The sequence below is a fragment of the Senimuribacter intestinalis genome (assembly GCF_943192965.1).
GTDB classification, from domain to species: domain Bacteria; phylum Bacillota; class Clostridia; order Peptostreptococcales; family Anaerovoracaceae; genus Senimuribacter; species Senimuribacter intestinalis.
Map to the genome: position 1 here is coordinate 82,972 of NZ_CALPCF010000007.1, position 14,161 is coordinate 97,132.

Sequence of the window (14,161 nt, forward strand, 5' to 3'; positions counted from 1 at the left end):
ACTGTCTGCGGATGGTCTTTCTTTATCTTATAAGCAAAGGATGTGAGAACATGGAAAAATCTTTGGAACAGTTGAAGCAGGAATATGAAAAAACCACTGTCCTGCTGGAACGGGAAAAACGGAAAATGCAGCGTTTGAAAAACCGGCAGGCGTATCTGGAAAGCGGTTCCCGGAAACAGAGGACGCACCGGCTGATTACCCGTGGGGCAGCTATTGAGAGCATTGCACCACAGACAAAGGAGCTATCCGAAGCGGAATTTTATTCCCTCATGGAAAGCATTTTGAATCTGCCGCAGGCGGAGCATTTCATCCGGTCTGCCGTAGAAAACCACGCCCGTATTTCCGGGCAGGAGAAAGGCGGTGACTAAGGATAGCACTTTATCATTTTTCAATCGCACAGATAAAGCGTAGCGCCGGTCAGAGCGCCATTGCCAGCGCAGCCTACCGAGCCGGGGAGCGTCTTTACAGCAGCTACTATGGAGAAGTCAGCGATTACACCAAAAAGGGCGGCGTGATCGCTTCGGAAATCATGCTGCCGCCCCATGCGCCGGAAATATATCTTGACCGGGCGACCCTCTGGAATGCTGTGGAGAGCTGCGAGAAACATCCAAAAGCACAGCTTGCCTATTCCTTTGATATTGCCATGCAGAATGAATTGACGCTGGAAGAAAACATGGAACTGGCGAGGAAGTTCGTGCAGGAGCAGTTTATATATCAAATCCTCTGACATCTGATTTTCAGTGAAAGGACACTGCTACCCGAAATCAAGATTGCCGCACGAAGTGTATTTTTTGACGAGACAGGCAAACGAGTACGCACCAAAAATGAAATCATGGGCGAGGACGGTAAAATCCGTAATGGTTGTACCGTTATCAAATTGTAACGACCCTGTTTAAGCTTTTGCCTATAAAAAACTAAGAGGGACAAGGTAGGGTTGCTACTTTGTCCCTTATTTTGCATTACCGCCAACTCAATGCGTAAATCAATTCCGCATTGATAACTTCCTCCACTGTATTTCGGATATTGTTCATTTTCTGCACCCACTCAAGTGGCTTATCCGCCTTTAGCTGTTCCGTAATACCCTGTGCCTGCTTCATGCCCTCTATGAGCCGTTCAAAGCATTCCTGCGCCTGCCTTCTAATATCCTCTTTCAACTTCTTTGACAACGGATCCTGCGCCATGATATTGTCCAGCGTATATTTAGTCCGATGGATAGACCGCATCCGATTCTCCAGTCGCCGAATTTTGTTTCGTATTTATTTATCGTATTAGACAACGTCCTCACGTCTTCAATATTGCTGACGATAGAAATACCGCCTACAATTTTTTGATTTTCTATGAGCGGTGACATATTTACCGTGTAGTCTATTCCCTGTTCGCTTCTAAGCGCTCCAACGATGGGTTTACCTGAATTGACTACTTCCAAAAGACGTGCGCCGGGGGCAGATATCTTTCAGCGGCTTTCCGACAATGTCTTCCGCCGTAATCCCTGTAATCCGGGTGTAAGCGGGATTGATGTACTGAACCGCATACTCTGCATCGACCATCAGTACGCCATCATATAGATTCTCAAAAAAAGTCTTTCCTACATTCCTTATTTCAGCTTTCACTTTTCATTTGCTCCTATACTACATGTGATCCACATCCTGCCGTGTCCGGTAATGGTTACTGCCAGCTGATTTTTATCTTTTTTCTGTGCTTCTTTTCCTTTGTCTTGCGGCTTTTTCCGCCGCGATCGAGAATCCGTCCGCACAGGCTGGTAAACTTGTACACATAGCGGAACAGCCCTTCCGTAGCAATGAGGAATACCACCAGAAGCATCATAGCCTGCGTGGAAATCTGATTGATGCCAAAGAAGCTCTTCTGGAAAAAGAAGCAATACGCCATGCCCAGTAGCATGACTGCAATCAGCCCTACATGGAAGCTATTAGTCGGTTTTGCCACTTTTCCCAGAATCATAAAGCCAACCAGTCCAACTAAAATCGTGCAGGCTGTAGAAATACAATCTGGATCAACGTCAAAGACTTTTCCGAATATGACCAGAGAGCTGACGCTGACAAAAGTAGTAAGCCCTGCAGGGGTTGCCATTTTAAAGACCTTTCCGAAGAAGGTTCCCGTAATTTTATCGTGATTCGGCTCCAGCGACAGCACAAAGGACGGCGCGCCGATGGTGAACATGGTAATCAGAGTAAGTTGTGACGGCGTCAGCGGGTATGACAGCACGTTGACGATGGAAAAGAGCGCCAGCAGCAACGAAAAAATATTCTTTGTCAAAAACAGGCTCGCTGTCTTCTCGATGTTGTTTACGACTCTGCGGCCTTCCGCCACCACCGACGGCATCTTTGAAAAATCGGAGTCCATCAGCACCAGCTGCGCCGCATTGGACGCTGCCTCGCTTCCTGACGCCATGGCGATGGAGCAGTCCGCATCCCGAAGAGCCAGAATATCATTGACCCCGTCTCCTGTCATGCCCACAATCTTGCCCTGTTTTTTCAGCGCCTTGACAAACATGCGCTTCTGTTCCGGCGTCACTCTGCCAAACACAGTATACCGCTCTACCGCTTCATAAACGGCTCGCTCTGTCACAAGCTGCCTTGCGTCGATATATCTGTCCGCGTTCTCAATGCCTGCTTCCATGGCGACATTGGAAACCGTCACCGGATTATCCCCGGAGATAACCTTGACCTCTACGCCGTTTTCAGCAAAATACGCAAATGTCTCTCTTGCCGATTTTCGAATCGGATTCATCAGATAGACAAGTCCTAAAAGACGGGTCCGCCCTGTAAGCGGCTGTCCGTCCGGCACGTCTTCTGTCCGGGCAAAGGCCAGCACGCGGTATCCCTGTTCACTGACTTTTGTAATTTCTTCTTCATACTGAGAAAAGGCTTCCCGCAGCACAAACTCCGGCGCGCCCAGCACAAAATTACCATCCTCGTAGCTTGCGCCGCAATATTTATATTTCGAAGAAAAACCGCACACGCTGAGGGTGGCTCTTCCCGACCTTTCTGTAAAGTACGCCTGCATCGCCGCCATGGTGATATTGTCCGGATTCTGGGCAAATGCCAAATCACCGATTAAGCGGGACAGTTCATCGTCTGTCAGCCCATCGTAAATCCGCTGCATCTGCGCGACTTTCATCTCGTTTTCTGTAATCGTGCCGGTTTTGTCCACGCAAAGCACGTTGACCCTCGCCAAGGTCTCGATGCATCGCATATTCTGAACCAGCACCTCCTGCTTTGCAAGACGCATTGCACTGACCACCATAGCGATACTTGCCGTCATATAAAGCCCTTCAGGAATCATACCCAAAATCGCTGCAACCATAGAGGTCACGCTATGTCTAAATCCATCTTCTAAAATGAAGTACTGCTGTGTCAGAAGAATCAGTCCTACCGGAATGATAATAATACCGACCACCTTGACCAATTTATCCAGCGATTTAATCATCTCCGACTGCTCGCCGTGCTTGTCCTTGGTCGCTTCAATAGTCAACTTAGAAATGTAAGAATTTCTGCCTACCGCCGTCAGTTTCGCTGCACACGTGCCGGATACCACAAAGCTGCCGGACAAAAGCTGAGAATCCGCCGTCTTAGTAATCTCATCAGACTCACCGGTAATCAGCGCCTCGTTGACCTGTACGCTGCCATCAACCACTATGGCATCCGCCGGTATCTGGCTTCCCGCCCGAAGAACAATCACATCGTCCAGCACCAGCTCTTCCACCGGCCGCTCGACTTCCTTTCCATCTCGAAAAACATGAGCCTTTGGCATTTTCAAAAGTTTCAGGTTGTCCAAAGTTTTCTTCGATTTGATTTCCTGGGCAATACCGATTGCTGTATTAGCAAATACCACAAGCATAAAAGTCAAGTCCTTAAAAGAACCTACTACAATCAAAAGCACCGCAAGTACCGTAAAAATCAAGTTAAAATAAGTGAATACGTTGCTCTTTATAATTTCTTCTACTGTTCGCGTCGAGGAGTCCACCTGCTCGTTGGAAAGCCCCTGCGCCGCTCTCTCTTCTGCTTCTCTTGCTGTTAATCCCAACATGTCTTCTTGCTCTCCTTTTTTACATACATTTTATTGTAACACAAAAAGGCGCAGGAGAAAATAACCTTCACAAAAACTTCAAACGCCGGGCAAAGACCGATACATAGTTGGCATTGTGTTTTCTTCTATGCTATAATAAAAGTACTTCAAAAAATCCTTTGCTCTCACTTTCATATCGCATGAAAATATGGTTTAAGGAAAAGATAATAGTAAATTTTCAAAGTAACAATAAAAAAAAGGGGGGGGGATTTTTCCGTGCTGCTGCCTGCTGAACTTTTAGAATTAATGAATCAAGGGGAAAACCATACTGTGGAGTTCAAAAAATCTACTACAGCAATCACGAAAGATGTTTATCAAACCGTATGCGCTTTTTCCAATCGTGATGGAGGTCACATTTTCTTCGGTGTCGATGACAGCGGCGAAATTTTAGGCATTGTCCCGAGTTCTATTGAGAAAATGCAGAAAGATTTTGTTACTTCCGTCAACAATGAAAACAAATTATATCCCCCGCTTTATCTCGTTCCAGTTGAATACGAGTTTCAAGAGAAAAAGATTCTTTATGTTCGAGTTCCAAGCAGTCCGAACGTATGCCGCTGCGGCGGGAAAATTTATGACAGAAATCATGATGCGGATATCGACATCACAAATCACTCTGACGCAGTATTTCAGCTCTATGCAAGAAAAAGAGGTTCCTACTTTGTAAATAAAGTGACTGGGTTTGGGCTTAATGCACTTCGTCCGGATTTAATTGAGCGTGCCAGAAAAATGACGCGAGTCAGAGGAGAAAACCATCCATGGAAATCCATGTCAGATGAGGAACTTCTGCACAGTGCCGGGCTGATTCTTCCTGATGAACATACACAAAAGGAAGGAGTTACCATAGCTGGAATACTACTTTTCGGGCAGGACAGCACTATCATGTCAGTGCTTCCACAGCATAAAACCGACGCTATTTTTCGCATTTACAATACAGATCGCTACGATGACAGGGAAGTCGTCATAACCAATCTCATCGAAAGCTATGACAAATTGCTAGCCTTCGGTCAAAAACATTTAAACGATACCTTCCATCTGGAAGGCATTCAAAGCGTCAGCGCAAGGGACCATATCTTACGTGAAATTATTTCTAATCTGCTGGCACACCGCGATTTTTCCAGTGGCTATATCGCGAAACTGGTCATTGAAAAAAATCGGATTTTTACGGAAAACGCGAATTTATCCCATGGATATGGTGCGCTAAATCTGGCGACATTTGACCCCTTCCAAAAAAATCCTCCAATTTCCAAGGTATTTAGAGAAATTGGCCTTGCTGACGAGTTAGGATCCGGCATGCGAAACACTTATAAATACACAAAAATGTACTCCGGTGGCGAGCCGGCATTTGTTGAAGGTGATATTTTCCGCATCACAGTTCCGCTGTCTGAGATTGCTACTGCAACCGTCGGTCCGGCAAATAGCGATTTCACTACCGAAGCTACTACCGAAGCTACTACCGAAGCTACTACCGAAGCTACTATCAAACTCGACTCTGTTCGGCTGTCCGCACTGCTTGAATTTTGTAAGATGCCTCGCACAAGAAGCCAAATGCAAGAATTCTGCGGTATCAAAACTGAAAAATACTTTCGTGAAAACATTTTAACACCTATGCTGAAATGTAACCTTATCCGCCGTACTCTGCCGGATAAACCACGAAGCCCAAATCAAAAATATGTCAAACGCTAACAAATCCCGGTATGCTGGCAAGTGCCAGGTGTACCGGGATTTTTCTGTTATATTTTTCTTTATCCAAACTCGCAGCATACTACTTCTCATATTCAAATTCCGTATGTTCCGACTACAGACGAAGCATTCCTTTTCCTTGCAGAATAAGTAAATACAGCCAGACAGCTTGCTGATTCTTCTATCATTCTCCCCTTTCAGCGAAAGTTCCGCTGTTTCTATGGCAAGGCAGACGCCTTCTTTTGTAAAATGGTTCCCCCTGTAAAAGGCGCTGCCGTGTCAACCAAATTGTTATGGAAAACCGGATGTGCATAATTTACAAATAACTTCTGAATGTCATGACATGGATTAACCTCACTCTCCCAGCACTAATCTGGTTACCGTCCTCTCCAATATCACATTCTTCTTTGCAGCAGAATTATCGTCGCTATAATCATCGCATTCTTTATCTCTTTTATCTTCCCATTCCTCACGCTCTATCGCAGCCCTCAGAATTCCTTTCAGTTCCATCTGGTATTCACGAACCGCCCAAGGTCCCTCCTGCTTCATTGACCATTCTACCCTCATGAGCATATCTAAAATGGTGCGATAGTGTTTCTTCATTTGCGTCTCAATTAAATGCTTTGGATCGCACTGCTGTCCTTCGTAGAAATAATCCTGTTCAACATTTTTCTCCGCATAAACAGATAATTGATAGAATCCATTCCAAAATACAGCAAGCAGTTTCTCATAAGTATCATTTTCTTCTAGAAAGTCATATACTAGTTCTTGATCAATTGCCTCTACAAGCATCTGCTTTGTTTTTTCAACGTCCTTTTCAAACTTCCTCCGAATCGAGGCTGTATCCCCGAAGTAATTAAAGTAAAGCTGATTTTCATTCACGTATCGCTGCAGCTTGTTTAGCAGCTGTCGCAAAAGATCAAGTAAATCTTTGCATGCTTCCTCTGAAACATTTTCTACTTTTACTTTTGTTTCAAATCGCATCGCTGGAAATTCCGGAAGCGCTTCCGGAAGGGCTATACCCTGAACTGCCCTAAAGCACTTTAATATTTCAAAAATGGTCGCATCTAATCGTTTCAAGACCTCATGACACTGTTTCATCTCGACTTCGCCATTTTCCGTTTGCTTCGGTGCTCTTTCAATCAGTGTCTCCAATTTCTGCAGAGCCATATTCGTTTTAGCAAAGAATCTCTCATCACTTTGCGCTTCCAGACACTCACCCATCGCACCAAAAAAGTCATAACTTTGCGTTTTTTCCTTTCTAACACAAACCTCCCATAGTGCTTTGTCCATCATGATGTCTATATAGGTTTCGATGCCATCTCTCATGTCATCCAGAGCCTTTGCAATATCACTGAAAAGCTCTACTTCTATCATATTTCTCTTCGCCTTACGATACTTTGCCGCTGTCTCATCCACCTCGCCGCACTCCCCGGTTTCTCTATTGTAAATCTCCGTACCACAAAACGGGCAGAATAAAATAGACTCCGCAAATTCAAATTCCTTTTTGCAGTATGTACACAAATAGTAGCGCATTTTGATTTCCTCCAAATAATCAGCGCTTAATAAATATCCAGCGCTTTCTTCGCTGCGTCAACAGGGTCGTTATAAAAAATCGGCTGCACATAATTCATCAGCTCTCTCGGCACACTTTGAAGATCCTTGATTGAATCTATCGGTAGCAGCACCTTTTTAGCTCCGGCATTTTTGCACACACGCATGATATCCTCAAGATTGGTCAGTTCCTCTAAAGTGCCTGAAATTTTAATTTCGCCGGCAATCGCCAAAGAGTCAATCACTGAACGTTCTGCAAATGCCGAACAAAGTCCAATAAATTCTGCAAGAGACACCTCCGCGCTGAGGCCCTTCCCTTGGGTATCCACATAGTAAAGTAGATAGTCCTTGTCCGTAACCCTCACGCCGGGAATAATATTCCGCACGTTATTTTCAAAGTAAGTCCACGCAGCATTGACGCATTCCTTTACAGGTCTGTTATTTCCAACACCTTGGGTTTCCATCTTTCCACTGCCTTTCACCGTCTTGTTTTCCATACGATAAATGCACATTTCGCCGGTGCTTCTGCTTGCTCCCACAGCGAAAACATGACCGCAAGGCAGCTTTGCATCAGGAATCAGTGAGTCTGAAGTCTGCTCAGGCACGCTTACGACGGTTTCCGTATTTTCATCAATGTCAATATATCCTAATTGTCAAGACAAAAGTTAAGATAGAATCTTTCTCCTTCTTTTGGCGTTACTGTAATACCTATTGCGTTAAAACTCATTGACATTTTTTGTTCCTCCTTTATTGTTGAATATTATTCTATAGATTTCAAATATGAGTTAGCTATGTATAATGCAAGATTCTGCAGTTGCTTAATCGTAATTCTAATCTGAAAATCAATGATTCCCTTTTTACTATACTTCAATCCTTTTTCCGTACATCCTTTTGTCTGGCATTTACTACATTTACTTCCCTTAAATCTATTAAAAATCACAATTTCTATTTCTCTCTTATCGCCAACAATTACCCGTAAATTCTGATGTGCAATTGCATTTCGAAGCTTTCCTACATACGCATAAATATCTTTCCTCGTTTTATAGACCGGTGCATTACCATTACAAGACTGTATCGGTTGAAATATTTCAGGGCTAAATCCAAATTTCTTGTTTAGTTCTATGATTCTTCCCGAAAACAATCTGCCTCGTCCTTTTCGTTTTATTTCTTCATATGGTAGTATTACGAGAGAAAGAAGAGAATTTAGTAGCATAGTTGGTGAAAACTCACTAGTATTCGAAAACTGTTTTACAATTTCCACAGTCGTTTTAATCTGATTAACATAAAATTCTCGCAGCTGTTCATCTGTATTCTTTGTACTCATTCCACTTTATCTCCTTATAAGTCGGTTTCCCTTTAGGCAAAGAAATTCTAACTGCGTACTCTTTCCTTGTATCATTATTCTGCACAATAAATGTCATTGTTCTATATTGAGAGCAATCTTTCTCTAAATGAAATTCTAACTGCTTACCGCATTTATCAACTCTCATTCCGTAGTTTAAGCACTTTTCCTTATCACACTTTTCTGTCTCGTAAAAGAATTTTATATCTCTAATGCCTAAACTCACCGATTCTTTTGCCTCGCTCCAAAAGTTTAATGTGATTTCGCTATCGGTTATATTTTCAATCTTTAAATCAAATCCTCTGTTTTCCATTTTTTTATCCCTCTTTATCTGCATATCCTTCTGCGTATTTTCTTTATCTGTCACATAATGGATTATGCTGCCACACTCTCACATAATATCCACGTTTTCTTTTCTCTAGAATATTGAATTTTTCCTTTTTCTTTTAAGGCTCCTATATTGCGTGTAATGGTGCCCTTTTTATATCCTAACTCACTCGTAATCATTTCAATTGTTGACTGTTCTTCTTTAAAAATATAGTTTAAAATCTCATTTTGTATTTTTTCTTCCCTCTGCCTTTCTTGCTCCACAAAAACGCTCGCTTCTTCACGAACAACTTGAATCCATTTTATCAAAGTTGATTTCTTGATAACAAGCCTTGCCTTAATTTCTATTTTATTTGATTGAACTATTCCGTTTTCCATTACAAACAACAAATCATCTTCAATCTCGATTAGCTTAAACCTACAATGTGCAATAGAATTTCTGATTGCTTTAAATACTGAACGAACTGCCCCACCGTTCTCCAAAATTGCGATTCTGTTTTCTTTATATTGTGAATGAAAGTCTCCCCGCATTTTTGCTTTTTCAAATAGTTCTTTTGTCTCCTCTCTCTTCTCACATGAAAAGAATGTTTCATTCTCGCTTAAATTAGCAATTTCAAATAATCTTTTATGTAAGCATCCATCATTTTTAAGTTGCTTAGAACTCCAACCATATTCCTCAAATGTCATGCCTCTAGCGCTTATTCCTTTGCAAGGTGAATTAACAACAAAAAAACGAATAATCTCTCCAATCTCCTCAATATAAGCTATTTCTTTAGATGTTATCCATTCTGGCGGATGATTCCCATATTCTAACTTATTCTTATCTACTTTTTTACCCATATTTGTTCACCTCCTTTATATTAGTGGATGCTTCTTGAAGTCCCATGAAGTTTCGTATGTGTTCCAGTCATTCCTACTAATTTCAACACATTCTATTCCAATACTAGTTGTTTTTTCTAACTGTTCTTCACAGTATGGCAAACTCTCTAAATATCCAGAAGGAAAATTCATAGTTGGATTAATTAAAGAAAATAAATAGTCTTCTACCTTAGAGCTTAGCATTCCCAAAACATAGTACAATCTTGAGACATCTTTTACCTCACATAATGGTCCAGCAGCATCAAAAGTAAATCCTACAGGGGTATATCGGCAATGGAACCTAGAGGAACTAATGCTATTCCATGTTATTCCTTCTTTAAATTGCTGTTCACCATTATAGTTGTGTGACCGAATACGATTCCCCATATAATTGTCATTTTTCAGTTCATCACCATCATTTTCCCAGTTAATTACATATAGTTCGTTCCCAAACCAACGTCGGTATTCCCCTCCCTTCTGTAATGGGTACCATTTCTTACAACATGGATTTTTTCCAGGTTTTGCATCAAATTCAATTCTTACAAATTCAATCTCTGTCCATATTCTTAAAAATCTTTCATTGTTACCAGACACCATTCCAATTCGAGCGTCAATTAATTCTGCTAATTGGCGTTTCTCAAAAATCGTAAAATTTCCCACCCAATACGCCACTGGGCTTCCCGGTATCTTTGCGAAGTTGGCTTGCTGCGCTTCATAGTAATATCCACAATCCTTATTTGCGATTGCTTCCAGCACCTTTTCTTTCTGTACTTCCATACCACCTTTAAATTCAGACAGCTTAAAGTACAGTCCACAACCATCGCTTTTTTCATTCTTCAAAACAAAGCTGCAGATTGGCACTGTTGCCTCTTCAAAAGCGGAGTATTCCATCTGAATCAGTGTTACGATAGACTTCTGACCGATGATATAGTTACGCAGATTTTCATAGGTTTTAATGAACATCCAAACAAACGGCGTCATGAAACCTGAATATCCATTCTCCTTACAGAACTGGAAATTCCGATACATGAATACGCTGAATAAATCCCCCGAACAGTCCTTAAAATTATCGTTGACAAACTTTTTCAAAGCAGGGTTATATTTATTCAAATATGGTGGATTTGTCACTACCACATCATATTTCTTCATCAGCAGTTTTGCCTGTTTTACCAAAACAGGCAGTTTTTCTAATACCGTCTCACGAATCGGCTGTTCAAACAGATTTGCCAGCGGCATTTCCTTTATCTCTCGGATCCGTTCCGACAGTGACTCAAAATCCATCTGCGAAACTCCAATCATACTGCCAAGCTCTTTTGCATCTGCAAAGGCTTTCTGCATATACATTAGAAGTTCCTCTATCTTTGCATTTCCTGCTGCAACATAAGAAATCACTTCCTCAGTCAAAAACGATGATGTTTCCATGGTCGCAATGTTTAAATCCAAACTATCATTTAAAATTCTACGGTTATGATTGCGTGCTTTCATCAGCACTGCGAAATATGCCAGCTGACCTGCTCGTTCATCAATCTCAAGGCCGTGAAGGTTATTTTCTAAAATACTTTTCGCTGCATCTCTCTCCGACCATCCACATTCGGTATAGATCTCCATCAGAACCTCAAAAGCGTCTACAAGGAAATGTGCAGATCCCATACACGGATCCAGTACGGTTATCTCCTCTGGCTTTACTTTTTCGTCAACAAAAACAAACTCTCCGCTTCTAGGTACAACTAAAAATTCCAACTTGCTTTTCAATCCACTGTCAGGATTTCTTTCAATCCAATATCTTCCAAGCGAATTATCTACAACATATCGAACTACCCAATCTGTGGTAAAAAGCTGAGTTGCAACCGGTATATCTTCTTTTTTTACTGTTCCTTTATAGATATTGATAACTGCATTTTTACGCTCATCGTTATAATACTGATACAGCCACCCGATAATCTGCACCTGATCGGTCCAGTCCTCTTCCGGGATTTCCGAAATCATCCTGCCGATGACGCTGTCTGCTTTCAGAAGTCCGCTTGGAAACAGCAGCTCTGTATAGTTATCGATTTTCTCAAACATGTAAGGCAGGCACTTGTTCAAAGCATTGCACTGGGTCAACAGCAGATACTTATAAAGCTCCTCGTTGTTCTGCTCTTCCAGATAGCCATACACCTTCTCCCGATCCAGTCCGTCCAGCTCCAAATTCATCGCTTCCTTCAAAATCGCAGGACGAAACTCTCCGCTGTCATCTGTGAACACACGAACACGAGAAGGCAGATAACCGTTGACCTCCATAAAACGCAGTGCAATAAAACGATTGAACCAGATGAGGAGTTTTCTCCTCGCTTTGTACACTGCCTGTTCCTTATGATTGTGCCAGCCAACTATAATCTCTTCTGCAGTCAATCACATAATCCACATAGACACGATTGTCTTGAATCTGATAAAGTATCAAATACCATTTGTCCACAAATATTTTATGGTACTTATTCGGTGTAATATACGGTCCCTCAAAAAAAGGAAACCGTTGGGGCATTTGTTCAAGAGAGCGCATCGCTGCAATCAGTTCTTTCCTTTTACTGCTTGCCGCTTCTCTGTTAACTTGGCCCATAAAACGAATATGCATTCCTATCATCTGTTTCGCTTTATCAGAAATGATGACTTGATATTTTGTTTCTTTACTCATATTTAAGCCTCTGAGATGATATCATCAAGATAAGAATCCAGTTCATCAAGAGTGCATCCTATTCTCCCTGCAATTCTATCTTCTTCTGCCGCTAACAATTCCTCTCTTAGCTTCAGCATCTTTTCTCGTCTATTGTATGTTTCTATATCCATAACGACTAAATCGCCTTCCCCATTCTTTGTAAGGAATACTGGCTCTGCTGTCTTTCTGCACATGTCAGCAATCTCGTTGTAATTTTGACGAATTGCTGCAGACGGACGAATATTCATAGTGGCGCCTCCTCTATTTTGATAGCTATATTCTAATCATATTATACTCATTTCATACAACGAAGTCAATGTGTTCTGAAAAATCTTCGTCGTTAAAATATACTTTAAAATCATCGTTATTCATGACTTTTCTCCAGCGAAATAAAATGCTGCGGTCTGATGACGTACATCTTCGGATAGCGATAGGAAACGTCCACAATGCCCTGATTATAAAAATCACTGTCACTTTCAAGGAGCGAAACCAGCACCACAAATCTCACATTTTTCTATAGCACCATCATATTCTTTTCCACATACTTTACAAATTTTCATACTTAAACCTCTTTCCACTTTATCAACTTACCTGATCTATTGCTGTATATCCCTATTCATACTCCTTAAGCATTTTCTTGTACTTCTGAAACACTGCAAGCCAGTTCTTGCGCTCTCCATCAGAAAGCTTTCCCCAAATGTAATTGCCATCCTCGTAATGATAAATGCGCACCTTTACATTCTTCTGCTTAAAAATCTTAATTAGCTTATCAATCTGCGCATCTCTCCGTTTCGTATTGCTTGACAGCGTTGCACTCCAATAATTAGTTCGGAAATATAATCCTTTCTTGTAGCTGTAATATCCATGCGCATCATCATAGCCTATATCAAAAGTCGTAGTCCTGCTGCTGGTATAAAACCTGATTGAATCGTAATACAGATAATCACCCCAAAGATCTACATACTGTGCTGTTCCCTTTACACGAAGACTCAGCTTTGCTGTTTTTCCATCCTTCTGGATATCAATATATGGTTGAAAGGTAGTTCCCATTAAGCAATCCTCTGACTTTGCCAAACCTAGAGGAACTTCAACCCTCTTTCCATACAGTCTCGCATGCTCACCAATGTCTTCATTCTTATATTTGATATTCTTTGTCGCAAGGGATTTTGCCAGCGTTGTCATTTCCTTATAGGTCGGCTCTTTATAAATACTTCTGTAAGTATCCGCTCTGAAATGAAACCGAACTTTTGTCTGAGGCTTTACCATGATACGGTAGTCACCCTTTGGCAGTCCAGTCAGTTCAAAAGTTCTATGATAAGTATTCGTTCCATCGTCGGAAGTGTCCACCATATAGAATTTCTCATAATTTCCAAGAAGAAAAACAGTTGTCACAGGAAGTCGTCAGTGGTTTTGCCGATATCGGTCGCACGCACCTTTCTGCTATTGAACGCGGTGTCAGAAAACCTACATTAGAAACATTCTTTCGCATAGCGGAAGCGTTAAAAGTTTCGCCCAGCGCGTTGGTAGCAGAAATCGAAGAAGCTGTCAAAAAGGCCGCAAACTAAGCCATCCATACTTTTCCATCCATCTTAAGCAGCAGCACCTATGAAACACAAGGAGCC

The 14,161-nt window shown here is 41.8% G+C and carries 17 protein-coding genes; 4 read left to right on the forward strand and 13 right to left on the reverse strand.

Annotation, left to right across the window (positions count from 1 at the left end):
• Positions 1-50: 50 nt before the first annotated feature.
• Both NFR88_RS07995 and NFR88_RS08000 read left to right on the forward strand, forming a co-directional pair.
• Positions 51-368 carry a DUF3847 domain-containing protein gene (locus tag NFR88_RS07995; protein ID WP_207697956.1) on the forward strand — a complete coding sequence of 106 codons (318 nt, stop codon included), beginning with the start codon at positions 51-53 and terminating at the stop codon, positions 366-368.
• 59 nt (positions 369-427) lie between these two features.
• A complete protein-coding gene (locus NFR88_RS08000; RefSeq protein ID WP_251614973.1) occupies positions 428-727 on the forward strand; it encodes a MobA/MobL family protein in 300 nt (99 codons plus the stop codon).
• A gap of 232 nt (positions 728-959) precedes the next feature.
• Here the strand turns inward: NFR88_RS08000 and NFR88_RS08010 are convergent, their stop codons facing one another.
• From NFR88_RS08010 to NFR88_RS08020, 3 genes are all read right to left on the reverse strand, one after another.
• Complete coding sequence (locus NFR88_RS08010) at positions 960-1,223, reverse strand: TnpV protein (RefSeq protein WP_285813829.1); 264 nt, start codon at positions 1,221-1,223, stop codon at positions 960-962.
• 180 nt (positions 1,224-1,403) lie between these two features.
• A complete protein-coding gene (locus NFR88_RS08015; protein WP_251614884.1) occupies positions 1,404-1,610 on the reverse strand; it encodes a PAS domain-containing protein in 207 nt (68 codons plus the stop codon).
• 55 nt (positions 1,611-1,665) lie between these two features.
• A complete protein-coding gene (locus NFR88_RS08020; protein ID WP_251614887.1) occupies positions 1,666-4,047 on the reverse strand; it encodes a cation-translocating P-type ATPase in 2,382 nt (793 codons plus the stop codon).
• Positions 4,048-4,302: 255 nt separating this feature from the next.
• Here NFR88_RS08020 and NFR88_RS08025 point away from each other — a divergent pair, with 255 nt between their 5' ends.
• Positions 4,303-5,769, forward strand: coding sequence for an RNA-binding domain-containing protein (locus NFR88_RS08025; protein ID WP_371874457.1), 1,467 nt, complete (start codon positions 4,303-4,305; stop codon positions 5,767-5,769).
• 351 nt (positions 5,770-6,120) lie between these two features.
• Here NFR88_RS08025 and NFR88_RS08030 read toward each other — a convergent pair whose 3' ends face one another.
• The 10 genes from NFR88_RS08030 to NFR88_RS08075 form a co-directional block, all read right to left on the reverse strand.
• Positions 6,121-7,302 (reverse strand): hypothetical protein, encoded by a 1,182-nt coding sequence (locus tag NFR88_RS08030; RefSeq protein ID WP_251614890.1) that lies wholly within the window; start codon positions 7,300-7,302, stop codon positions 6,121-6,123.
• A gap of 26 nt (positions 7,303-7,328) precedes the next feature.
• Positions 7,329-7,925 (reverse strand): S16 family serine protease, encoded by a 597-nt coding sequence (locus tag NFR88_RS08035; RefSeq protein WP_251614893.1) that lies wholly within the window; start codon positions 7,923-7,925, stop codon positions 7,329-7,331.
• A gap of 155 nt (positions 7,926-8,080) precedes the next feature.
• Complete coding sequence (locus tag NFR88_RS08040) at positions 8,081-8,644, reverse strand: HEPN family nuclease (RefSeq protein WP_251614896.1); 564 nt, start codon at positions 8,642-8,644, stop codon at positions 8,081-8,083.
• A complete protein-coding gene (locus NFR88_RS08045; RefSeq protein WP_251614899.1) occupies positions 8,622-9,029 on the reverse strand; it encodes a hypothetical protein in 408 nt (135 codons plus the stop codon). Before NFR88_RS08045 ends, NFR88_RS08040 begins: the two co-directional genes overlap by 23 nt.
• An 8-nt stretch (positions 9,030-9,037) precedes the next feature.
• Positions 9,038-9,829 (reverse strand): MarR family transcriptional regulator, encoded by a 792-nt coding sequence (locus NFR88_RS08050; protein WP_251614902.1) that lies wholly within the window; start codon positions 9,827-9,829, stop codon positions 9,038-9,040.
• 15 nt (positions 9,830-9,844) lie between these two features.
• Positions 9,845-12,238: a BREX-1 system adenine-specific DNA-methyltransferase PglX gene (gene pglX, locus NFR88_RS08055; protein WP_251614905.1), complete on the reverse strand. Its 2,394-nt coding sequence runs from the start codon at positions 12,236-12,238 to the stop codon at positions 9,845-9,847.
• On the reverse strand, positions 12,198-12,518 hold the full coding sequence (locus NFR88_RS08060) for a type II toxin-antitoxin system RelE/ParE family toxin (RefSeq protein ID WP_251614908.1): 321 nt from the start codon (positions 12,516-12,518) through the stop codon (positions 12,198-12,200). Before NFR88_RS08060 ends, pglX begins: the two co-directional genes overlap by 41 nt.
• A 2-nt stretch (positions 12,519-12,520) precedes the next feature.
• Positions 12,521-12,787, reverse strand: a complete 267-nt coding sequence (locus tag NFR88_RS08065) for a type II toxin-antitoxin system Phd/YefM family antitoxin (RefSeq protein WP_160201686.1) — start codon at positions 12,785-12,787, stop codon at positions 12,521-12,523.
• Positions 12,788-12,903: 116 nt separating this feature from the next.
• Entirely contained in the window at positions 12,904-13,047 is a 144-nt protein-coding gene (locus NFR88_RS08070; protein ID WP_251614911.1) for a DUF2130 domain-containing protein, read from the reverse strand.
• Between the two features lie 104 nt (positions 13,048-13,151).
• Positions 13,152-13,931, reverse strand: coding sequence for a hypothetical protein (locus NFR88_RS08075; RefSeq protein WP_251614913.1), 780 nt, complete (start codon positions 13,929-13,931; stop codon positions 13,152-13,154).
• Between NFR88_RS08075 and NFR88_RS08080 the strand changes: the two genes are divergently transcribed.
• Positions 13,925-14,104 (forward strand): helix-turn-helix domain-containing protein, encoded by a 180-nt coding sequence (locus tag NFR88_RS08080; RefSeq protein WP_251614916.1) that lies wholly within the window; start codon positions 13,925-13,927, stop codon positions 14,102-14,104. The two genes, NFR88_RS08075 and NFR88_RS08080, sit on opposite strands and share 7 nt — an antisense overlap.
• Positions 14,105-14,161: the final 57 nt, after the last annotated feature.